Source organism: Mesorhizobium sp. M3A.F.Ca.ET.080.04.2.1, from assembly GCF_003952525.1.
Classification (GTDB): domain Bacteria; phylum Pseudomonadota; class Alphaproteobacteria; order Rhizobiales; family Rhizobiaceae; genus Mesorhizobium.
This window is the reverse complement of record NZ_CP034451.1, coordinates 68,252-92,623: the sequence shown is the minus strand read 5'-3', so window position 1 is coordinate 92,623 and position 24,372 is coordinate 68,252. Positions and strand designations below refer to the sequence as shown.

The window sequence follows — 24,372 nt, the reverse complement described above, 5'->3', positions numbered from 1 at the left end:
AGAGACCGCAACGCGCGGTCATATGGATCAACTTGCGAAGTTCGGAGGATCCGCCGGTTGGAAATCACCCGCGCGAGTGAAGCGATCTTCCCCGTTATTCAAGCATGCTCTGCCGCAACAATAATGCCAGCAACCGGCGACCCAATGGGAGGAACAAATGGCTGATAAATTTGGAACGAATGGGTCCGACGTGATTGTCGGCACTGCCGATGACGATGTGCTCTCAGGAGCCCCCGAGGGTGGAGACCCAACGCTCGAAACCGGCGATGACCAAATCAGTGGTGGGGGTGGCAACGACATCATCTACGGATACGGAGGCAACGACACTCTCTCGGGCGATGCCGGTTACGACACTCTCTATGGTGGGGAGGGCAACGATACGCTGGACGTGGGTCCTGACGGCGGCCAGGCCTATGGCGAGGTGGGCGACGACACGCTGGTCGGCGGCGCCGGCTATGAGTATCTCGACGGCGGAATAGGCAATGACAGTCTCGACGTGGGTTCGGGCGGCGGCCAGGCGTCTGGAGGCGAAGGCGACGACCAACTGACTGGTGGCGACGGCGACGACTACCTTTCCGGCAGCGGGGGCAACGACACGATCAACGCGGGCGCTGGAAACGACACGCTCATTGACGACGACAACGCAGGCTCGACAGGAAACGACATCCTGAACGGCGGCACCGGCGACGACACCATCTACAGCAACGGCGGAGCGGACACGATCAACGGCGGCGAGGGCAACGACACGGCTTATATCGACCGATCGACAGCCACCGCAGGCATGACCGTCATCATGACCGACACGTCTGTCCCCACGGCGGTCGGCGACGGGACGACGTTCGTCAACATTGAAACGCTGAACTTCACCGGCGGCTCCGGCGATGACACCATCACCGCACTCGGCGGCAATGACTCCCTCTCCGGCGGCGCGGGCAACGACACCCTGAACGGTGGCGACGGCCTCGATTACCTTTATGGCGGTGAGGGGAACGACACGCTTTCCGGAGGTGCCGGTTACGACACTCTCTATGGTGGGGAGGGCAACGATACGCTGGACGTGGGTCCTGACGGCGGCCAGGCCTATGGCGAGGCGGGCGACGACACGCTGGTCGGCGGCGCCGGCTATGAGGTCCTCGATGGCGGCCTTGGCAACGACAATCTCGACGTGGGTTCAGGTGGCGGCCAGGCGTCTGGAGGCGAAGGCGACGACCAACTGACGGGCGGCGATGGCGACGACTACCTTTCCGGCAGCGGGGGCAACGACACGATCAACGCGGGCGCTGGAAACGACACGCTCATTGACGACGACAACGCAGGTTCGACAGGAAACGACATCCTGAACGCCGGCACCGGTGATGACACCATCTACAGCTACGGCGGGGCCGACACGATCGACGGCGGAGAGGGCAGCGACACGGCCTATATCGACCGCTCGACAGCCACCGCAGGCATGACCGTCTTCACGACCGACACGTCAGTCCCAACCGCGGTCGGCGACGGGACGACGTTCGTCAACATTGAAACGCTGAACTTCACCGGCGGCTCCGGCGATGACACCATCACCGCACTCGGCGGCAATGACTCCCTCTCCGGCGGTGCGGGCAATGACACTCTGAACGGTGGCGACGGCATCGATTACCTTTATGGCGGTGAGGGGAACGACACGCTTTCCGGAGGTGCCGGTTACGACACGCTTTATGGCGGCGAAGGCAACGACACGCTCGACGTGGGTGCCGATGGCGGCCAGGCGTTTGGCGAGACGGGCGACGACACGCTGATCGGCGGCGCCGGCTATGAGGTCCTCGATGGCGGCCTTGGCAACGACAATCTCGACGTGGGTTCAGGTGGCGGCCAGGCGTCTGGAGGCGAAGGCGACGACCAACTGACGGGCGGCGATGGCGACGACTACCTTTCCGGCAGCGGGGGCAATGACACCATCAATGCAGGCGCGGGAAACGACACGCTCCTGGATGACGACAACGCAGGTTCGACAGGAAACGACATCCTGAACGCCGGCACCGGTGATGACACCATCTACAGCTACGGCGGGGCCGACACGATCGACGGCGGAGAGGGCAGCGACACGGCCTATATCGACCGCTCGACAGCCACCGCAGGCATGACCGTCTTCACGACCGACACGTCAGTCCCAACCGCGGTCGGCGACGGGACGACGTTCGTCAACATTGAAACGCTGAACTTCACCGGCGGCTCCGGCGATGACACCATCACCGCACTCGGCGGCAATGACTCCCTCTCCGGCGGTGCGGGCAATGACGTCCTCGCGGCTGGAAGCGGCAACAACTACCTCGACGGTGGCGAGGGGAGCGACACGGCTGTCCTTTCAGGCATGTTGAGCGACTACGCGGTCAACGTCACTCCAAGCGCCGTTACACTGATCGATCAACGGGCCGCAACGATCGGGCAAACCACATACGTCCAGAATATCGAATTTTTCAATTTTTCCGATGGCACTCGGAGCCTCGATTCGCTGGCTCATTCGCCAACGAGCCTCGAACTTTCAGCCTCGTCGGTCCCCGAAAACAGCAACGCAGGAACCGTTGTTGGCACGCTTTCGGCAAGTGACCCCGATACTGGCGACACCTTTGCCTATTCGATCGTCGATGACGCCGGCGGCCTCTTCGCGGTCACGGGCGACCAACTCGTCGTCAACGGCGCACTTGACTTTGAAACGGCGTCATCGCACGCGGTGACACTGCGCGTCACTGATAGCCAAGGCAACCAGTATAACAAGGTATTCACGATTGCCGTAACGGACGTGAACGATACGCAGAACCAGCCTCCGACCGACATTTCGCTTTCGGCAAGTTCAGTCGATGAAAACAGTCCTGCGGGCACGGTTGTCGGCACTCTTTCCGCGACAGACCCGGATTCAGGCGAAAACTTCACGTTTGCACTTCTTGACGACGCCGGAGGTCAGTTCGCGATCTCTGGCAACAGTCTGGTCGTCGCGGGGTCGATTGATTACGAGGGTGGTTCGACCAGGCAGGTAACGGTTCGGGTCACAGATAGCCAGAACCATACCTTTGAAAAGTCGCTTACCCTTAGCATCGGCAACGTCAACGACAATGCTCCAGTGTTCAGTTCGGGCACAACAGCCAGCTTTGCGGAAAACGGCACGGGCCTGGCCTATGATGCGAATGTCAGCGATGCCGACAATCTCGGTGCGCTGACTTATTCGCTGGGTGGCACGGACGCTGCGTTGTTCAACATCAATGCCGCGACCGGCGAGGTCACCTTCAAGACGGCGCCGAACTTCGAGGCTCCTGCCGATTCAGACGCAAATAACGTCTACGACATCGTCGTCACCGCATCCGACGGCACGCTCAGCACAGACCGCGGTGTGGCCATCACGGTGACAGACAACAATGACACAAACGCAAACCCCATCATCACGTCGAATGGCGGCGGAGATGATGCTTCGATCAGCCTTGCCGAGAATACTGCCGTAGTGACTACTGTCACGGCAACCGATCTGGATGCCGGTGACACGCTTACCTACTCGATCGTGGGAGGGTTTGACGCCAACCTGTTTTCGATCGAAGCCCAGTCGGGTGCGCTGTCGTTCGTGACGGCGCCAGACTTCGAGAACCCCAATCTCAACGGCGGGATCTTCGACCAGTTCTATTCGGTCGTCGTGCAGGCCGATGATGGCCATGGCGGCCTGGACACCCAAACCATCACTGTCACGGTGACTAACGTCAACGACAATGCGCCGGTGTTCGGCTCAGGCACGAGCTCAAGCTTTGCGGAGAACGGCACGGGCGTGGCCTATGATGCGGACGCCAGCGACGCCGACAATCTCGGCGCGCTGAGCTATTCGCTCAGCGGCACGGACGCTGCGCTGTTCGACGTTAACGCCGTGACCGGCGAGGTCACCTTCAAGGCGGCACCAGACTTCGAGGCTCCGGCCGATTCAGACGCCAACAACGTCTACGACATCGTCGTCACCGCTTCCGACGGCACGCTCAGCACTGATCGCAGCGTCGCCATCACGGTGACCAACATTCCTGAAAACCATGTCATCAACGGCACGCCTTTCGACGACTATTTGGTCGGCACAGCCGAAGACGACACCATCAATGGCTTGGAGGGCCGCGACACGCTGATCGGAGGCCAGGGCGATGACATTCTTAATGGAGGCGGCCAAAACGGGGACCTGGTGAACTACGCCGATGAAGGCGGAGGCGGCGCGGTGGTCGTAAACCTGGCCGAAGGCACCGCAACGGATACATTCGGCAACACCGATACGCTGGTCGGAATATCTGACGTTTTCGGGACCGATCAGGCCGACACGATCGTGGGAAAGAACCCCGGCGGAGGTTACGAGGGTTTCTACGGATTTGCCGGCAATGACACCATCATCGGCGGCTCGGGCGACTCGTGGATCTACTATGATCGAGACGCCAGCTTCGGCGGCAGCGATGGCGTCACCGTCAACATCTCGAACGCGGAACAAGGCGGTCAAGCTGCCAACACTGCTACGGATGGTTTCGGCGATACCGACACGTTGACCAACGTCAACAAAGTTCGCGGAACTCAGTTCGCCGACACTGTCTTTGGAGGTGAGCAAGACTTCAGTCAATTCCAGGTGGGCGCAGGCGCGGACTACGTGGACGGCGGCGCCGGCGAGGATATGATCGACTACAAATACGACAATGACGGCGGCACGGCCACTCATGGTGTATTCGTCAATTTGTCCGGCACGACCCAAACCTCGTTCCTTGGGTCAGCTGGCCCGCATAGCGCTATCGATCTCTTTGGCGACACCGATACTCTGATAAACATAGAGGACGCCCGCGGATCTGAATTCGCCGATTTCGTATTCGGCAATGCCGGCGACAATGTCCTAATCGGAGAAGCCGGCGACGACACGCTGCTCGGAAATGGTGGCGCGGACACTTTCATCGGCGGCCTTGGAAACGACACGATGGATGGGGGCGCCGGTTCCGACACTCTCGACTACGGTTCTGAAGGCGGACCCCACGGCGTCGTCGTCAACTTGTTAGGGGATGGCGGCGTTCAAGGGGGTCTGCCCTCCGATACGGCGATCGATACGTTCGGCTTCATTGATCCTGATCCAACCAACAGGACCCCCACGGATTCCGTGGCGAGAATCCCCAACGTCATCGGCACGCAGTTCGCCGATGAGATCTACGGAGGCAATCATGACAACAATCTGTCTGGTGGGGGCGGGGATGACAGATTGAAGGGCGGCGGGCTCAACGATGTTCTCGACGGCGGCGCGGGCTCGGACACTGCTATCTATGAGGGGAACCGCTCTGACTATCTCGTAAGTCAAAATCCCGACGGCAGCCTGACCATCGAAGATCTGCGCGACGGGTCACCGGAAGGGACAGATATCGTCTCGAATGTCGAGCTCTTCTCATTTTCAGATGGCAACAGGACGCTCACTGAACTGTTCGTCAATTCCGCTCCAGCCATCACGTCGAATGGCGGCGGAGATGATGCTTCGATCAGCCTTGCCGAGAATACTGCCGTAGTGACTACTGTCACGGCAACCGATCTGGATGCCGGTGACACGCTTACCTACTCGATCGTGGGAGGGTTTGACGCCAACCTGTTTTCGATCGAAGCCCAGTCGGGTGCGCTGTCGTTCGTGACGGCGCCAGACTTCGAGAACCCCAATCTCAACGGCGGGATCTTCGACCAGTTCTATTCGGTCGTCGTGCAGGCCGATGATGGCCATGGCGGCCTGGACACCCAAACCATCACTGTCACGGTGACTAACGTCAACGACAATGCGCCGGTGTTCGGCTCAGGCACGAGCTCAAGCTTTGCGGAGAACGGCACGGGCGTGGCCTATGATGCGGACGCCAGCGACGCCGACAATCTCGGCGCGCTGAGCTATTCGCTCAGCGGCACGGACGCTGCGCTGTTCGACGTTAACGCCGTGACCGGCGAGGTCACCTTCAAGGCGGCACCAGACTTCGAGGCTCCGGCCGATTCAGACGCCAACAACGTCTACGACATCGTCGTCACCGCTTCCGACGGCACGCTCAGCACTGATCGCAGCGTCGCCATCACGGTGACCAACATTCCTGAAAACCATGTCATCAACGGCACGCCTTTCGACGACTATTTGGTCGGCACAGCCGAAGACGACACCATCAATGGTCTTGGCGGCAACGACACGCTGATCGGGGGCGACGGTAACGACATTCTCAATGGCGGCGATGGCGAAGACGAGCTCCACGGCGGCTCGGGCAACGACACGTTCTTCGGAGGCGACGGCTCGGACGTGTTTCACGGGGGGGCGGGCAATGACACTTTTGATGGTCAGGGCGATTTCGATGACGTCTGGTATGCGGATGAGGGTGGCCCGCTAGGGGTCACCGTTGACCTGGCTGCCGGCATAGCGACCGACACGTTTGGTGACACCGATACGCTGACCAGCATTTCGGGCATCGCCGGCTCCAATCTCGCTGACACGCTGCTCGGTGACAACGAAAACAACATCATCCGTTCCTTCCGTGGCAACGACATTGTCGACGGACGCGGCGGCAGCGACGAAGTGCACTATGCCAACGACCAAAATCTGATTTCCGTAACGGTGGATCTGGCCGCCGGCACGGCAGTGGAATCTTATGCTGATGGCACGTCCACGGACACCCTCGTTGGGATCGAGCGAATCCGAGGGAGCCTCGGCAGCGATACACTCACCGGTGATGACGGAAACAACACAATCCGTGGCATTTCAGGTGACGATCTGATCAATGGCGGCGCCGGTCGCGACATGGCGGATTACAGCCAAGACGCGAGGTACGGGGGCGGCCAAGGGGTGACCGTCAATCTAGTCGGCGGCAACGCCATCGATGGATTTGGCGATAGCGACACGTTGATAGGTATCGAAGATGTTCGCGGCACCATGTTTGGCGACGTTATCACCGGCGACGGGAATGCAAACGAACTGCGGGGCGACGGCGGCAACGACGTCATTGACGGTGGATCGGGGATCGACAGTCTTTACGGCGGTGACGGTGACGACACGCTCGTAACCGCCGGGGCCGGGGCGGGAGGAATCTACGACGGAGGAACGGGAAATGATACCCTGCAAGTGACGGGATCGACCGATTTCCGCACAAGCACTATCGCTTCGATCGAACGGCTTTTGATCCAGGCGTCGTCCAACGTCTGGATCTCCTCGGCCCAATTGGCCGCAGGTGGGTTCTCGACGAATCTGGCCATCGAAGGAAACCAGCTCCAGAACAATCTGGCTGTCGACGTCGCCGCCGGCGGCACGGCGGACGGACGCGGTTGGACCTTCTCGAACTGGGGCGAGGGGTTCGATGTCGTCCATTTCCAGGGCCAGGTCGGGGATACCAGCGAGACCATATATGGCACATCGCAGATCGACTGGATCACCGGCTTCGGCGGCGCTGATATCCTCATGGGATACGGAGGCGACGACACCTTCTATCTACACACGGACGGCACTCCAGCCGGAGAAGTGATCGACGGCGGCGACGGTTTCGACCGTATTGCTCTCTTCGGCTCTGTCGATGTCTCCGCGGCTACGCTGGCTTCGATCGAACGCATCGATTCACTCCAGTCAAACCAGACGCTCACAATGGCTGGCGCCCAATTCGGTGGGAGCGGTATTTCTGATTCAGCGCTGTTCCTGTCGAATGGCACCGGATTCAAGCTGGTGGTGAATGAGGCGTCGAATTTCAGCGCTGCCGGGTGGCAATTCATCGGGTGGGACACAACCGATTCTATCAATATCAATGGCACAACAGGAAACGACACGCTCACAGGATCATCCCAAGCCGACGACATTCAAGGGCTTGGCGGAAACGACACGATCCTGGGAGGGGGAGGCGACGACAACCTGCGCGGCGGGTCAGGGTCGGATATCCTCGATGGCGGCGAAGGAAATGACGTCATCCACTACGGCTTCCTGGACAGTGCCTTGGGCGACACCATCGACGGCGGAGCTGGTGTCGACACCATCTCGGTCGAAGGAAACAACAGCGACCTTTACCGGGTCAGCATCACGGGCGTTGAGCGCCTGGCATTCGACACCACTTCCAGTGCTGGGGTGTGGCTGAGCAATGATAACGTCGGATCAGGTCAGATAAATACCTTCATCGGCAGCGCATTTTTCGACCAGGTATCCGTGCGCGTCACCTCCCTTTCGGGAGGAACAGCTGACCTAGGCACCGCTGCATTCCAGAACTGGGGTCCGAATGACAGCATCGAGCTGATAGGCTCCAACGCCAATGACGTCTTGATTGGCTCGGTGGTTGACGATGTCATTTTCGGGAGCCTCGGCGCCGACACCATGCAAGGTGGTGCAGGGAACGACAGGTTCAGCTTTAACACTGGAAATGTCACTAGCGGTGAATCGATTGACGGTGGGAGCGGATCAGATGATCTGCTCATCTTCGGGAACAATGACTTCCGCCTGGCCGCGCTTAACTCGATTGAATCTTTGTCGTTCGGCGGGTCAGCAATCCCTGCAACCGTCACTTTTTCGTCGACGCAGATCGGGGCAGGATTGTCTTCAAACGCTTCCGTCGGAGGCAATGGCGGAGCCAACGCAATAAACATTTCGATGGATGTACCGGGAACTCTCGATATCGGAGGATGGACCTTTTCGAACTGGAGCTCCAACGACTCAATCTTTATGGGCGGGTCGGTATCGGCAGACACGCTCATTGGATCATCGCAAGCGGACGAGATTCAAGGCAACTTCGGCAACGACATATTAATCGGCGGTGACGGTGACGACCAGCTCGCCGGGCAATATGACGTTGACACCCTCACCGGCGGCGCGGGCGTCGATACGTTTGCCGGAAGCGTCACCGACTGGAATGGCGACAGGATCACCGACTACGAATACGGCGAGAAAATCATGGTGGCCTTCGGGTCCGCCTCGCTGAGCGACTACCGTCTTCGCACGACTGCGACTGACAGCTTCATCGACATCGATGGAAACGGCGACGGGGCTTTTGACAGCACAATCGTGCTCTCGGGGCAGGTTCACGGCACGTTGACCGTCATCGCGGCGGCCGATCCCAATTATGCCCAACTTGTGATCACCCCCAATACCGCTCCGGCGATTACGTCGAATGGCGCAGGCGATACAGCCCAGATCTCGATTGCAGAGAATACGACGACGGTGACAACCGTCACGGCGGCCGATCCGGATGCCGGCGACACGCTCACCTACTCGATCGTCGGCGGCGCCGATGCCGGGTTATTCCAGATTGATGCTACGACAGGCGTCCTGAGTTTCCAGAACGCGCCAGACTTCGAGGCGCCGGCCGACAGCGGCGACAACAATGTCTACGACGTCACGGTGCAGGTTTCCGACGGCTCGTCAGTCGACAGTCAAGCAATCGCGGTTACCGTGACGGACGTCGCGGCCCAGACAATCACGGGCAGCAATGCCGCTCAAACTCTGACCGGAACGCCGGAAGCCGACACCATTTCGGGACTTGGCGGCAATGACACCCTCATTGGCCTTGCCGACAACGATTATCTCGACGGCGGCGCCGGCGCCGACACCATGCTTGGCGGCACCGGGAACGACACCTATGTCGTCGACAACGCTGGCGACATCGTCGACGAGACCGGCGGTGATGGCACTGACCTGGTCCGCTCGTCGATCGCATTCAGCCTTTCCGATGCTGTGCACGCCATTGGAGACATCGAGAACCTGACGCTGACCGGCGCCGGCAACGTGGCCGGCACCGGCAATGCGCTGGCCAACGTGATCACCGGCAACACCGGCAACAACACCTTGGCTGGGCTGGGCGGCGCCGATACGCTGATCGGTGGCGCCGGCACCGACACGGCCAGCTATGCGGCGTCGGCGGCCGGCGTTGACGTCAGCCTGACGACCGGCGTGGCGCACGGCGGCGATGCCGAGGGCGACACCTTCTCCAACATCGAGAACCTCCTGGGCTCAGCCCAGAACGACACGCTCGAGGGCGATGGCAACAACAACGTGCTGAATGGTGGCGCCGGGATCGATACGCTGAGCTACGAGCATGCTGCAGCGGCCCTCACGGTGAGCCTTGCGACAACGGCGGCGCAGAACACCGTCGGCGCCGGCAGCGACACAGTCTCAGGCTTCGAGAACCTGATCGGCTCGGCCTTCGGCGACACGCTGACGGGCAGCACGGCGGCGAACGTCATCTCGGGCCTTGGCGGCGACGATGTGATCAACGGCGGCGCCGGCGCCGACACCATGCTTGGCGGCACCGGGAACGACACCTATGTCGTCGACAACGCTGGCGACATCGTCGACGAGACCGGCGGTGATGGCACTGACCTGGTCCGCTCGTCGATCGCATTCAGCCTTTCCGATGCTGTGCACGCCATTGGAGACATCGAGAACCTGACGCTGACCGGCGCCGGCAACGTGGCCGGCACCGGCAATGCGCTGGCCAACGTGATCACCGGCAACACCGGCAACAACACCTTGGCTGGGCTGGGCGGCGCCGATACGCTGATCGGTGGCGCCGGCACCGACACGGCCAGCTATGCGGCGTCGGCGGCCGGCGTTGACGTCAGCCTGACGACCGGCGTGGCGCACGGCGGCGATGCCGAGGGCGACACCTTCTCCAACATCGAGAACCTCCTGGGCTCAGCCCAGAACGACACGCTCGAGGGCGATGGCAACAACAACGTGCTGAATGGTGGCGCCGGGATCGATACGCTGAGCTACGAGCATGCTGCAGCGGCCCTCACGGTGAGCCTTGCGACAACGGCGGCGCAGAACACCGTCGGCGCCGGCAGCGACACAGTCTCAGGCTTCGAGAACCTGATCGGCTCGGCCTTCGGCGACACGCTGACGGGCAGCACGGCGGCGAACGTCATCTCGGGCCTTGGCGGCGACGATGTGATCAACGGCGGCGCCGGCGCCGACACCATGCTTGGCGGCACCGGGAACGACACCTATGTCGTCGACAATGCTGGCGACATCGTCGACGAGACCGGCGGTGATGGCACTGACCTGGTCCGCTCGTCGATCGCATTCAGCCTTTCCGATGCTGTGCACGCCATTGGAGACATCGAGAACCTGACGCTGACCGGCACCGGCAACGTGGCCGGCACCGGCAATGCGCTGGCCAACGTGATCACCGGCAACACCGGCAACAACACCTTGGCTGGGCTGGGCGGCGCCGATACGCTGATCGGTGGCGCCGGTACCGACACGGCCAGCTATGCGACGTCGGCGGCCGGCGTTGACGTCAGCCTGACGACCGGCGTGGCGCACGGCGGCGATGCCGAGGGCGACACCTTCTCCAGCATCGAGAACCTCCTGGGCTCAGCCCAGAACGACACGCTCGAGGGCGATGGCAACAACAACGTGCTGAATGGTGGCGCCGGCGATGACACCATGCGCGGCGGAGGCGGAAACGACACTTACATCGTCGATAGCGCCAACGACACCGTCGATGAAAGCGTCGCCAATTCGACGGGAACCGACACCGTCCAAGCCTCGGTTTCGTTCAGCCTACTGAACTCCGCCCGTGTCCTCGGCGTCTTCGAGAACCTGACGTTGACGGGCAACACTGACATCGACGGCACGGGCAATAGCGCCAACAACGTGCTGACTGGAAATGGCGGAGCCAACGTGCTGGACGGTGGGGCCGGAAACGACACGCTCACGGGCGGCTTGGGAGCTGACACATTCCGCTTCAGCAGTGCCCTCAATGCCTCGACCAACAAGGACACCATTACGGACTTCGACGTTGCCAACGACACGATCGTACTGGATCACACAATATTCACGACACTCGGAGGTCCAGGAATTTTGGCTGCCGGTTCATTCTATATCGGAACGGCTGCTACCGACGCTGACGACCGTATCATCTACAACTCAGCTACCGGAACGCTCACCTACGACAGCAACGGCAATGCGGCAGGCGGGGCGGTCCAGTTTGCAAATGTCGGCGCCGGGCAAGCCCTAACCAACGCCGATTTCATGGTGGCATAGGCTGGAAACTCGCGGAGACGGACAGATAGCGATGGCACCGCAGAACGAATTGAGAGCCGCCTTCTCGCAGTCCATGGGAGCGTTGCTATGCGTCGGTGCTTTCTCGGCCGTGGTCAACGTTCTCGGCCTTACCGGGTCGCTATATATGTTACAGGTCTACGACCGAGTGATGCCGTCGCGCAGCGTCCCGACCCTGATCGGCATCACCATCATAATGGTTTGGCTTTATGCAGCCTATGGTCTGCTCGACTTCGTGCGCTTGCGCTTGCTTGGGCGAATAGGCAATACGCTCGACCGCAGGCTTCGCAGGCGGGCCTTCGAGGCATCGCTTCTGCTGCCACTCAGGGCCGGGAACGAGGGAGGGCGAGTTCAGCCTGTCCGTGACCTCGACCAGATACGATCATTCGTGTCGGGGACCGGTCCCACAGCATTCTTCGACATGCCATGGATCCCGGTTTATATCGCTTTCATCTACATGCTGCACCCTTGGCTCGGCGTCCTCGCCATGGCCGGGGCGTTGGTGATAATGTTGCTCACTCTGGTCGCGGAAGCATTGGGCAGAGGACCAGGCCGGACAGCAACAGAATCGGTCGTTGCGCGCTCCGCATTCTCGGATGCGGGTCGGCGCAATGCCGAGGTCATAAGGGCGATGGGGCTTTCGGGTCGGTTCGCCACAATCTGGAGCCAACAAAGCTCCCGCTTTCTCGCAGATCAACGCCGGCTTTCCGACATTGTCGGGTTCACCAGCGCGATGTCGCGGACTCTCAGGTTGACACTCCAGTCGCTGATGCTGGGTCTCGGAGCCTATCTTGTGATTGCAGGAGAAGCGTCTTCAGGCGTGATCATCGCCACCTCGATCATGCTGGGCCGTTCCTTGGCCCCCGTGGACGTCGCCATCGCGAACTGGCGTGGCTTCATCTCTGCGCGCCAGAGCTACGCCCAGTTGTCAAGGACTCTGAAAGTGTTCGCTGACAATGGCCAGCCGATGGCATTGCCGCGTCCGCACAACGTGCTTTCGGTCGACAGCCTGGCCGTGGCCGCGCCCGGACAGCAGAAGCCGCTCATCCAGAACGTAGCATTCGTTCTCCGCGCGGGCGCGGCCCTCGGTGTGATCGGCCCGAGTGCGTCGGGAAAATCTACTCTGGTTCGCTCATTGGTTGGAGCGTGGCCGTCGATGCGCGGAACCGTTCGTTTCGACCATGCGGCTCTCGATCAATGGAACCTCGAGGCGCTTGGGCGTGACATTGGCTACCTCCCGCAGGACATCGAGTTGTTCGATGGGACAGTCGCCGAAAACATAAGCCGTTTCGACGGAGACGCGTCGCCGAAGGACATTCTGGCCGCTGCCCAGGCTGCTGGAGTTGACCAGATGATTCTCCAACTGCCAGAGGGATTTCAGACGCGGGTCGGCGAGCGCGGCGCTGCCCTCTCCGCGGGGCAGCGGCAGCTCGTCGCACTAGCACGCGCCCTATACGGCGAGCCTTTCCTTGTTGTGCTCGACGAGCCCAATTCTAACCTCGATTCCGACGGCGACGACGCTCTCGCAACCGCGATCCAAAGAGTGCGCCAGAGGGGAGGGATCGTCATCGTTGTCGCACACCGCCCTTCGGCGCTGTCGAACGTCGATCAACTCATGGTCATAGCGGGCGGAACGGTACAGGCCTTTGGCCCCAAGGAAAGCATACTCGCCGCCGTCGCAAACGCCGCGGCAGCCCAGCGTTCTGAACCGGCTGTCAATCGCCAAGGGTCCACGGTTGTTCCGTTGCACGCGGCGAGCGAGCGCCATGTCTGAGGAGTGCGAGCTGCAAGAAATCGGAGGGCTTCCGTGTCCGAAATGAATTCGCCCTTCAGGCTCCGGGGCTCCAATTCGCTCTACGCTATCGAGGAACCAAGCGACGGCATTCGGGCAAATGTCCTGTTGGGCCTAGCCGTGTCTATTTTGCTCATCGGCGGCGTCGGCGCCTGGGCCACAACCACCACGATTGCCGGGGCTGTGATCGCTTCGGGCAGCGTGGTCGTCGAAAGCAGTGCCAAGAAGGTGCAGCACCAGACCGGAGGCATCGTCGGAGCCATCAATGTCCGAGAGGGGGACCGCGTGACAGCCGGCGATGTAATCGTTCGGCTCGACGAAACGATGATGCGTGCGAATCTTCAGATAATTGCCCAGCAGTATGATCGCGCCATTGCAAGTCAAGCGAGACTGCAGGCAGAACGCCTAGGCCTGCCGGAGATGAAGTTGCCAGACGAACTCGCCAAGCGAGCGGGCGATCCTGACGTCAGGGAGCTCGTTGCGGGCGAGAAGGCCCTTTTCGAAAGCCGCGAAAAAGCCGATGCCGGCCTGAAGGCTCAACTCGATATCCGCTGTGAGCAACTCGGAAGACAGATCGAGGGTCTGAAGGCTCAGAAAGAGGCGACTGTTCGATCGGCGGCTCTGGTCGAGCGGGACTACAACAGCCTGAAGGCGCTTTATGACAAGAAGCTTGTCCCGCTTGAGCGAGTGAGCGATCTCCAGCTTGAGCTATCGCGGCTCCAGGGCGAATCGGGACGCCTGACAGCAGCCATTGCGGAAACCGAGGGCAAAATTAGCGAAACGAAGTTACAATCGCTGCAGGTCGACGAAGAAGCACGCAAGGAGGTGAACAAAGATCTTCGGGAACTGGACGCGAAAGAAGTTGAGTTGATCGAGCGCAAGGTCGTGGCTGAGGATCAGCTCGCAAGGACCGAGATCCGGGCTCCCCAATCAGGCTTCGTCCAAGAACTTGCTGTCCATACAGTCGGCGGCGTTATCGTGCCGGGCGAAACCATAATGCTCATCGTTCCTGAGCAAGACCGTTTGGTGGTCGATGCCATGGTCGCGCCAACAAGCATCGACGACGTTGTCTCGGGACAGCCTGTGTCCGTACGATTTTCCGCATTCGACGTGCCCACTACGCCAGAGTGCAAGGGGACCGTCCAACGGGTTTCAGCCGACTTGATCAAAGATGCACAAAGGCAGGCCTCCTACTTTGTCGCCAGGGTAGTGCTTGACGATCAGAAATCCTGTCTACGGGGCGCCAGGCGTCTGCAGCCGGGGATGCCCGCGGAAGTTCACATTCAGACTGGGGAGCGCTACGTCTGGACTTACGTGATGAAGCCGTTATCGGATCAGCTTCAAAGGGCCTTCAGGGAATAGTTCCACGGCGTTGTCCGTTTCAGTCTGGAGGGGGCTCCGGCTCGGTGGTCAGCTCGCGCGTGATCGTGCGCTTCGGCTGCGGCGCGATGGAAGCGGGCGGTATCGTGCAGGACTCGGCCTGGCGTTGCTATCACCATCACGCTCGCCGGCTGGCCGCGGCTCAATCTGGTGGAACTCGCGCCTGATCTCGTGCTGATCGGCGCTGGCCAGTACAGCAGTCCGGCTTGGTCGCTCGGCGTCAGTGCCAGCCAGCTTCTGGCGCTGGTTTTGGACAGCGGGCTCCTGCCACGGTTCACCAACCAGGCGTATTCCCAGCCGGTGGAGTTGTAATCTCCACCGAACTCAGTGGTTAATGCAAGTCGCCTCTAGATTCGAATCTTGCGCCTGCCCGGCGCAACAGGTCTGGTTTGTCGGTTATCTTACGGATGTCCGTCGCGGAGTTGGCTTTGAGAGCCCGCCGAGAGAGCACCACCGGAGGGGTTGATTTTCGTGCCGCTTGCGCGCTGCGGCCGGCAAGGGGAGCTGCGCCGCGGCTCAAGTCCGACCATCCTGTATGGTTCATCAGTTGCCAGCCGCGCCCTTGCCCGCCTTGCTCTTCGCGGCCTCCGGTTGCTGCCCCGAAATCTGGGGGCGGGAACGAAAGAGAAGGAGCGCGACAGTGCGCGCTGGCGAAAGATGGAAAAAACAGAACTGGAAGAGCTGAAAGAGAAGGTGCCCTGCATCGCGGTCCTCGAGCATCTGGGATTCGCGCTCGACCGCAAGGAGAGCACGCGCAAGGCGATGAAGTATCGCCACGAGGCGGCGATCATCATCGTCATCCATGAAGGCAAGGGCTGGTTCGACCCGCTGTCGGATCGCAAGGGCGACGTCTTCAGCCTCGTCGAGTATCTCGAAGGTTTGCCTTTCGTCGAGGCTCTGAATCAAGTTGCCGGTCTCGTCGGATTCGTGCCCGCCGAAAATGTCTGGGATCGAGGGTCCCGCGACCGAGGGCCCGATCTTTCGGTTCCGGAACGCTGGCGGGCGAGGCGCGAGCCGTGGCGCGGCTCGGCGACTTGGCAATATCTCAATGACGCCCGCCACCTTCCCGAACCCGTTCTCCGCGCCGCGATCGCCGCCGGCAGCCTGCGGGAGGGCCCGCATGGCAGCATGTGGGCGGCGCATGTCGATGCCGACGGCGCCGTTGCCGGGTGGGAGGAGCGCGGCCCGGACTGGCGCGGTTTCGCCACCGGCGGCGCCAAGGTGCTGTTCCGCCTCGGCCGTCCTGAAGCGCTTCGCCTCTGCGTGACCGAGGCGGCGATCGATGCCATGAGCCTCGCCGCGCTCGAAAACCTTCGCCCCGATACCCTGTATCTCAGCACCGGAGGCGGCTGGTCGCCGGCAACGGATGAGGCGATCCGCGCACTCGCCGCAAAACCCGAAATCCAGCTCGTCGCGGCGACAGACAACAACAGGCAGGGCGACGTCTATGCCTGCAGGCTTCTCGCCCTTGCCGAGGAGGTTGGATGCCCCGGTGAGCGGCTGCGCCCTATGGCGGACGACTGGAACGCCGATCTGAAAGCGAAGGAGGAAGCGAGAGGAAAGGAGGAGACAAGCCGACTGCCGCATGCCCGCCGGCCGCGTCAAGGGTGAAGCTCCGCCCGGCTGCGCCGGCCCTTGACCCGGCCGGTCGGAGAGGCGGCTGCGGGGGAGGGGTTCGGAAGGGCTGAAGATGATGGTGATCCGCGAGGGATGAACCGCGCTCCGGCCCACAAGTGGCCAAGGAGCCTCGCATGACCCTTCAGTCCTCTGTCCGCAAGATCTATCAAGGTGTCGCCGATCGCCGGCAGATGTACCGCCTGTTCGACCGCCACGCCCAGCGGCCCAATCGCTGGGAGAACGACGACAGCGCGCTGTTCGCCGGCGAATGGTTCGAGATCGCTCGCGCCGAGCACGACTACATGCTCGACCTCCTGCCGCCGCTCTGGATGCGCGAGGAGATGTTCGCCCTGCGCGAATTCCTCACCGAGAGCGTCACCAGCGTGTTCTATACGCTGCGCATCGACAGCAGGACACGCCACTTCCACGCCTATTGCGACCTGTCCCAGCCCCGCTCGCCGGTCGAGATGCGCGATGCCATCATCAATCGCGAATCCTGGCCGGTGAAGGCCATAACGCATGAAGAGCGTCTCGAGCATATCTGGAGCGCCACCCACGATGAGTATCGCGGCTATGCCGGTGATCGCTTCCCGCCGGAGTACCGCGGCAAGCGCACGCTTCTCGTCTATGGCCCCGGACGCACCGAGCTCAAACATCTCGACGATCTCACCGACGACGAGATCTTGGCAAAGCTCCCGGTGCATCTGCGGCATCTCCCCATTCGTGCAGCGGCATGAGGTTGGGAGCGATGTTCACTTTTCCCATTCTTGCCGTCCGCAAGGTCGTCGAACGCGGCATAGCCGATGCCGCCGCCAATGGCGGCTTCCGCAATCCCTACTACGGGACGTGCCCTGGTGAGGGCGAGAGGCCGGGTCTGTGGCTGGTCGGCGACCAGGGCGTCTACATTATGTCCAATGGCAAGCTCGCCGAAGGCTCACGCGCCCTCGTTGTCTATTCCGAGCAGTGCCATCCCAAGAGCGATATGGACTGGTGGGACTACAAACGGCGCCACTTCGGCGGCGATGATGGCATCGAGTTCATCGAGGCCGAGCGGCTGATCCCGCTGTTCGACCGCAACATGCGGGCCACGCACCTCAACGTTGATCTCACCGAGACCGAGATCGCGCTGTCGCTGATCACCCGCTGACCTTCCCCCAAAAACCGAGACGCCGATCGTCCGGCCGACCTGCTCGGCTGGGGGTCGCGCGCGCCTTCATCCAAGGAGCTTTCCAGTGTGCAACGACGATCCCTTCACCCTCGACCTCTTCGGTAACACCGCCCTTTCGTCGGGCCTCGGCCTCGGCGTCACCGCCTTCGGGAGCGACTTCGGCGCCGGCGGCCCCGAAGATGATCAGCCGTCCAGGCCCACCGCAGCGGCCAAATCGGAGCCATCGGCCGACCGCGAGGCTGTCCGTCCATCCCGGCGGCAGACCACTGCAGCATCTCGCGGGAAGAACTTTTGGCTTGACGGCGATCGCGGCTTGGCCAAGGGCTGGAAGCAGCGCGCCCGCGACAATCTCGCCGCCATCCGTCTTGCCGCCGAAATCGAGACCGAGGACAGGTCGGCGACGCGCGAGGAACAGACTAGGCTTATACGCTTCACCGGCTTCGGCGCCTCCGAGCTTGCCAATGCCGTGTTCCGCCGCCCCGGCGAAGACGGCTTCCGATCCGGCTGGGACGAGATCGGCTCCGAACTTGAAGAGACGGTGCGGCGCAACGAATACGCATCGCTCGCCCGCTGCACACAGTATGCGCACTTCACGCCGGAATTCATCGTCCGGGCAATGTGGTCCGGCCTCGTGCGTCTCGGCTGGCGCGGGGGGAGGGTTCTGGAGCCAGGCATCGGAACGGGACTGTTCCCGGCGCTCATGCCCGCGACTCTGCGCGATGAGTCCCACGTCACCGGTGTAGAGCTCGATCCGGTCACCGCTCGCATCGCTCGGCTGCTCCAGCCGCGGGCGCGCATCGTCAATGCGGACTTCGCTCGCGCCGACCTGTCGGCGAACTTCGACCTCGCCATCGGCAATCCACCCTTTTCCGATCGCACCGTCCGCTCGGACCGCGCCTATCGCTCGATGGGACTGCGCCTCCACGACTACTTCATCGCCCGCTCGATCGATCTCCTTAAGCCGGGCGGTCTCGCTGCGTTCGTGACCAGTGCGGGTACGATGGACAAGGCAGATTGTTCGGCGCGCGAGCACATCGCGAAGTCGGCCGATTTCGTCGCCGCCATCCGCATGCCGGAAGGCAGCTTCCGGGCGGACGTCGGCACCGACGTCGTGGTCGATATCCTCTTCTTCCGCAAGCGCAAGCCCGGCGAGGCCAAAGGCGACGTTATCTGGCTCGACACCGACGAGGTCCGTTCAGCCGATGGCGACGACGGTGCGATCCGTGTGAATAGCTGGTTCGCGCGGCATCCCAATTTCGTGCTGGGCACCCATTCCACGACATCCGGCCCGTTCGGCGATGCTTATACCTGCCTACCGCATCCGGGCGTCGAGCTGGAGGAGGCGCTTTTCGGCGCGATCTCTCTTCTTCCGGAAGCCATCTATGATGGCGAGCCCGAGGTCATCGATCCCGACGCCGACGGCCTCGATCGAGCAGGGGAGGCGCTTCCCGTCGGTCCGGCAATCCGCGAAGGCAGCTATTTCGTCGGCCGAAACACCGCGCTGATGCAGGTGGTCGACGGCGCGCCATTGACCGTCACCGTGCGCAAGGGACGCGGCACCGATGGGGTTTCCGACAAGCACGCCCACATCATCCGCAAGCTGATCCCGATTCGCGACGCGGTGCGCGAGGTCCTCAAGGCGCAGGAGCTCGATCGGGCCTGGAAGCCGGCGCAGGTCAAGCTGCGCATCGCCTGGTCGAACTTCGTGCGAAGCTTCGGTCCGATCAACACGACCGTCGTTTCCACCAGTGAAGACGCCGAGACCGGCGAAGTCCGCGAAGTGCACCGCCGGCCGAACCTGCAGCCTTTCCTAGACGATCCCGATTGCTGGCTGGTCGCGTCGATCGAGGACTACGACCTCGAGACCGACACGGCACGGCCCGGGCCGATCTTCACCGAACGCGTGATAGCGCCGCCGGCGGCGCCGATCATCACTTGCGCCCCCGATGCGCCGTGGTGCTCAACGAGCGCGGCTATGTCGATGTCGAACACATCGCCGAGCTGCTTCATGACGATGTCGATTCCGTCATCGCAGACCTGGGCGAGGCAATCTTCCGCGATCCGGAGAGCGGTGCCTGGCAGACCGCCGATGCCTATCTTTCGGGACAGGTCCGGGACAAGTTCAAGGTGGCGCAAGCGGCTGCCGCGCTCGATCCGTCTTTCGAGCGCAATGTCCGGGCACTTGTCGCTGTCCAGCCGGCCGAGCTCGGTCCCTCCGACATCACGGCGCGTCTCGGCGCGCCCTGGATCCCCGCGGCCGATGTCGTCGCTTTCGTCAAGCAGACGATGGGCGCCGAGATCCGCATCCACCATATGCCGGAACTTGCCTCATGGACGGTCGAGGCGCGCCAGCTCGGATACACGGCTGCGGGCACGTCGGAATGGGGCACCGAGCGCCGCCACGCCGGCGAACTGATTGCTGATGCCTTGAATAGCCGTGTGCCGCAGATCTTCGATGTTATCAAGGAGGGCGACAGCGAGCGCCGCGTGCTGAACGTTGTCGACACCGAGGCCGCGAAGGAAAAGCTCATCAAGATCAAGACGGCGTTCCAGACCTGGATCTGGTCCGATCCCGATCGGACCGACCGGTTGGCGCGGGTCTACAATGACCGCTTCAACAACATCGCGCCTCGACACTTCAACGGGGACCACCTGCAACTTCCGGGCGCCTCTGGCGCCTTTTCTCTTTATGGGCACCAGAAGCGAGGCATCTGGCGCATCGTCTCTGCCGGTTCGACCTACCTCGCCCATGCGGTCGGCGCCGGCAAGACCATGACCATGGCAGCAAGCATCATGGAGCAGAAGCGCCTCGGCCTCATCGCCAAGGCCATGCTGGTCGTTCCCGGGCATTGCCTGGCGCAGGCCGCGCGCGAATTCCTGGCGCTCTATCCGACGGCGCGAATCTTGGTCGCCGACGAGATGAACTTCACCAAAGACAAGCGGCACCGCTTCCTGTCGCGAGCGGCAACGGCGGCGTGGGATGCCATCATCATCACCCATTCCGCCTTCCGCTTCATCTGCGTGCCGACAGCCTTCGAGCAGCAGATGATCCAGGACGAGCTCGAGCTCTACGAGAGCCTGCTCATCAAGGTGGAGAACGGCGATCGCGTCTCGCGCAAGCGCCTTGAGCGCTTGAAGGATGGCCTCAAGGAACGGCTGGAGGCGCTGTCCACCCGCAAGGACGACCTGCTGACCATCTCCGGGATCGGCATCGACCAGATCATCGTCGACGAGGCGCAGGAGTTCAGAAAGCTCAGCTTCGCGACCAACATGTCGACCTTGAAGGGGATCGATCCGAATGGCTCGCAGCGCGCCTGGGACCTCTATGTGAAGTCCCGCTTTGTGGAGACCAAGAATCCCGGATGGGCGCTCGTGCTCGCCTCCGGCACGCCGATCACCAACACGCTGGGCGAGATGTTCTCGGTGCAGCTCTATCTCGGCTACACGGCGCTCTTCGAACGAGGCCTCCATGAGTTCGACGCCTGGGCCTCGACCTTCGGCGATGTCACTACCGAGCTCGAGCTGCAGCCCAACGGCAAATACAAGCCGGTCACGCGGTTCGCGACCTTTGTCAACGTCCCCGAACTCATCGCCATGTTCCGCTCCTTTGCGGATGTGGTCATGCCGCAGGACCTGCGCGACTATGTCAAGGTGCCGGCGCTTTCGACCGGCGCGCGGCAGATCAGGACCTCCAAACCCTCGGCCGCCTTCAAGCGCTACCAGACTGTGCTCGATGAGCGCATCAAGGCGATCGAACAGCGCGATCGGCCGCCCGAACCCGGCGACGACATCCTGCTGTCGGTCATTACCGACGGCCGGCACGCGGCGATCGACCTGCGCCTTGTCGATCCCGACAATGAGAACGAGCTAGACAACAAGCTCAACGACCTCATCGGCAATGCCTTCCGCATCTGGCAGGAAACGGCGGACGGGGCTTATGTCCGCTCCGACGGCAAACCGTTCGAGCTGGCCGGCGCCGCGCAAATGATCTTCTCCGACCTCGGCACGATCTCGGTCGAGAAGACCCGCGGATTCTCTGCGTACCGCTGGATCAGGGACGAGCTGGTGCGTCTCGGCGTGCCCGGTTCCGAGATCGCCTTCATGCAGGATTTCAAGAAGTCGGAAGCCAAACAGCGGCTGTTCGGCGATGTTCGCGCCGGCAAGGTGCGGTTCCTCATCGGCTCTTCCGACACGATGGGCCCGGGCGTCAACGCCCAGCTTCGGCTCAAGGCCTTGCACCATCTCGACGTGCCTTGGCTCCCCTCGCAGATCGAGCAGCGCGAGGGCCGCATCCTGCGCCAGGGCAACCAGCACGATGTGGTCGACATCTTCGCCTATGCCACCGAAGGCTCGATGGACGCGCAGATGTGGCAGAACAACGAGCGCAAGGCCCGCTTTATCGCCGCGGCACTTTCGGGCGATACCTCGATCCGCCGGCTGGAAGACCTCGGTGAAGGACAGGCAAGCCAGTTCGCCATGGCCAAGGCGATTGCCTCGGGCGATCCGCGCCTGATGCAGAAGGCGGGCCTCGAAGCCGACATCGCCCGGCTTGAACGCCTGCGTGCCGCGCATCAGGATGATCAGTTCGCCATCCGCCGTCAGATCCGCGATGCCGAACGCGACATCGAACATTCGACGCGCCGGATCGGCGAGATCGGCCAGGACCTCGAACGAAAGGTTCCCACTGCGGGCGAGGCGTTCCGCATGACCGTGGGAGACGAGGCTTTCGCCGAGCGCAAGCTCGCTGGGCGGGCGCTGATGAAGGAGGTACTGACCCTCGTTCAGCTCCAGCACGCCGGCGACAGCGTCATCGCGACGATCGGCGGCTTCGACCTCGAATATTCCGGGGAGCGCTTCGGCCAGGACGGTTATCGCTATTCCACCATGTTGCTGCGCGCCCGCGCCGAGACCGAGATCGAATTGCCAGTTACCACCACTCCGCTCGGCGCGATCGCCCGGCTGGAACCTGTTCTCGGCGCCTTCGAGGATGAACGGGAACGCTATCGACATCGCCTCTCCGACGCCGAGCAGCGCCTGGCGTCCTACCGCTCGCGCGAGGGCGGGACATTCGCCTTTTCGGACGAGCTGGCGGACAAGCGCTGGCAGCTTGCCGAGATCGAAAAGTCGCTAGCCGCTGACGTTGATGGTGCAGCGCGCGAGGGAACGCGGGCAGCGGCCGCCTAGATCAACCGAGCCGGTGCTCGTCGTCGATCAGCTCCAGCCGGCATGGGGCAGCGTCACCCCATTGCCATAGAACGAGATTCAAGTCGCCGACTGCGGCCCCCTTGGCAAAGCTCTGCACGAGCAGGCCATTGAAGCCTTGCGCGACGAGCTCACGGGCAAATCGCTGTGTATGCGCCTCGCCATGGTCTCTCATCTGATCGCGCCATGTCGGGTCGGCGAGGGCCGCCGCATCGAGGCCCATTGCGGCAAGAGCAGTGGCGTCGTCGGCATCGAAGACGGCCTCGATCTCGGCGCGATAGGCGACCAGCGTCGTCGGCTGCAGGTCGCCCACCTGGTTGGCTTCGCGCAAAGCCGTCAGGATCGAAGTCGACGCATAGAGCGCCCGCATCCCTTTGGGGTTGAAACGACCTCCATAGAGCTCGGCGCCGCGTCCCGACATAGGCTCGCGGGCATATACTGGATTGAGGGCGCGGTAGAGCCGGCCCGAATAGGTGACGGCGGCGACGGTCAGGCGTAAACCCCCGCATCGACCGCGTCGATAAAGTCGAGGACCTCATCGGCCCGTCCCTCCCGTACGAGCTGCATGGCCGTCCGCCCCGAAAATCCCGGCAGCGGCTCGGAGCGATACCAGGCATAGGCCATGAGCGCTGAGCCAAATCGCGGCTCGACCTTGTTCACGATCTCCACCATCTCGCGCAGGCGGCGCTGCGTCTTGTCTGAACGCACCCGCTCCCGGCGCTGAACCGCGTCTTTCCCCAGACCAGCGGTACGCGCGATCTCCTCGCTCGTGGTGCAGAAAGCGTCCGCAATCTTCTTGGGCGCGAACAACCCGTCATCCGCATATTGTGCCAGACCCATCGCAGCACCTCCATTGCCAACAATTATGACGCAATATAGCGTCAGGATCGGCGGCGTTCAAGGCCATCGGGCGTCTCCACGTCCCAATGGCCGTTCGAGCGGCCAAACCTCGACGGATGCGTGGGCGACCCCGCAGGCGTGCGTGAAACCATGTCGATGGCTTCGGCGCCGAGCCCGCCCGCTGTCGCAAGTCGGCTGACGGCGTCGCCCTGTGGCGCGACATTCCAGAGGGGAAGTCAGGGATGGAGGGAAGAGAGGAAGGACTGCTCGCAGATCGGGCGGACCGCTGACGCTGGCGCTCAATCGCTCCCGTCGCGATCCCGGCCCGTCATCCTGCGCAGGGCTCACAAGCCCCGCTTG

At 62.3% G+C, this 24,372-nt stretch carries 9 protein-coding genes and 1 pseudogene; 8 read left to right on the top strand and 2 right to left on the bottom strand.

The window, feature by feature from the left end; all coding sequences use genetic code 11:
* Positions 1 to 157 precede the first annotated feature (157 nt).
* The 8 genes and pseudogenes from EJ074_RS00390 (at position 158) to EJ074_RS00360 (ending at position 23,154) form a co-directional block, all read left to right on the top strand.
* Positions 158 to 11,995 (top strand): cadherin domain-containing protein, encoded by an 11,838-nt coding sequence (locus EJ074_RS00390; RefSeq protein ID WP_129552523.1) that lies wholly within the window; start codon positions 158 to 160, stop codon positions 11,993 to 11,995.
* Positions 11,996 to 12,026: 31 nt separating this feature from the next.
* Entirely contained in the window at positions 12,027 to 13,787 is a 1,761-nt protein-coding gene (locus EJ074_RS00385) for a type I secretion system permease/ATPase (protein ID WP_129552522.1), read from the top strand.
* Between the two features lie 42 nt (positions 13,788 to 13,829).
* Positions 13,830 to 15,167 carry an HlyD family type I secretion periplasmic adaptor subunit gene (locus EJ074_RS00380; protein WP_129553950.1) on the top strand — a complete coding sequence of 446 codons (1,338 nt, stop codon included), beginning with the start codon at positions 13,830 to 13,832 and terminating at the stop codon, positions 15,165 to 15,167.
* 168 nt (positions 15,168 to 15,335) lie between these two features.
* A complete protein-coding gene (locus EJ074_RS29485) occupies positions 15,336 to 15,497 on the top strand; it encodes a hypothetical protein (protein ID WP_165349802.1) in 162 nt (53 codons plus the stop codon).
* A gap of 345 nt (positions 15,498 to 15,842) precedes the next feature.
* The gene (locus EJ074_RS00375; protein ID WP_129552521.1) at positions 15,843 to 16,796 is read left to right on the top strand and encodes a DUF3991 and toprim domain-containing protein; all 954 of its coding nucleotides are present in this window, start codon (positions 15,843 to 15,845) and stop codon (positions 16,794 to 16,796) included.
* A 140-nt stretch (positions 16,797 to 16,936) separates the two neighbouring features.
* Entirely contained in the window at positions 16,937 to 17,539 is a 603-nt protein-coding gene (locus EJ074_RS00370; RefSeq protein WP_129552520.1) for a DUF1419 domain-containing protein, read from the top strand.
* A gap of 11 nt (positions 17,540 to 17,550) precedes the next feature.
* Positions 17,551 to 17,949 (top strand): DUF3085 domain-containing protein, encoded by a 399-nt coding sequence (locus EJ074_RS00365; protein WP_129552519.1) that lies wholly within the window; start codon positions 17,551 to 17,553, stop codon positions 17,947 to 17,949.
* Between the two features lie 85 nt (positions 17,950 to 18,034).
* Positions 18,035 to 23,154: pseudogene (locus EJ074_RS00360) on the top strand (N-6 DNA methylase).
* A 1-nt stretch (position 23,155) separates the two neighbouring features.
* Here EJ074_RS00360 and EJ074_RS00355 read toward each other — a convergent pair.
* Positions 23,156 to 23,593: an RES family NAD+ phosphorylase gene (locus EJ074_RS00355; protein ID WP_129552518.1), complete on the bottom strand. Its 438-nt coding sequence runs from the start codon at positions 23,591 to 23,593 to the stop codon at positions 23,156 to 23,158.
* Between the two features lie 68 nt (positions 23,594 to 23,661).
* Positions 23,662 to 24,012, bottom strand: a complete 351-nt coding sequence (locus EJ074_RS00350) for an MbcA/ParS/Xre antitoxin family protein (RefSeq protein ID WP_129552517.1) — start codon at positions 24,010 to 24,012, stop codon at positions 23,662 to 23,664.
* Positions 24,013 to 24,372 lie beyond the last annotated feature (360 nt).

Bases quoted from the DNA above. Each gene is read 5' to 3' on its own strand.
- EJ074_RS00390 (WP_129552523.1), top strand. From the start codon at position 158: ATGGCTGATAAATTTGGAACGAATGGGTCCGACGTGATTGTCGGCACT.
- EJ074_RS00385 (WP_129552522.1), top strand. From the start codon at position 12,027: ATGGCACCGCAGAACGAATTGAGAGCCGCCTTCTCGCAGTCCATGGGA.
- EJ074_RS00380 (WP_129553950.1), top strand. From the start codon at position 13,830: ATGAATTCGCCCTTCAGGCTCCGGGGCTCCAATTCGCTCTACGCTATC.
- EJ074_RS00375 (WP_129552521.1), top strand. From the start codon at position 15,843: ATGGAAAAAACAGAACTGGAAGAGCTGAAAGAGAAGGTGCCCTGCATC.
- EJ074_RS00370 (WP_129552520.1), top strand. From the start codon at position 16,937: ATGACCCTTCAGTCCTCTGTCCGCAAGATCTATCAAGGTGTCGCCGAT.
- EJ074_RS00365 (WP_129552519.1), top strand. From the start codon at position 17,551: ATGTTCACTTTTCCCATTCTTGCCGTCCGCAAGGTCGTCGAACGCGGC.
- EJ074_RS00355 (WP_129552518.1), bottom strand. From the start codon at position 23,593: ATGTCGGGACGCGGCGCCGAGCTCTATGGAGGTCGTTTCAACCCCAAA.
- EJ074_RS00350 (WP_129552517.1), bottom strand. From the start codon at position 24,012: ATGGGTCTGGCACAATATGCGGATGACGGGTTGTTCGCGCCCAAGAAG.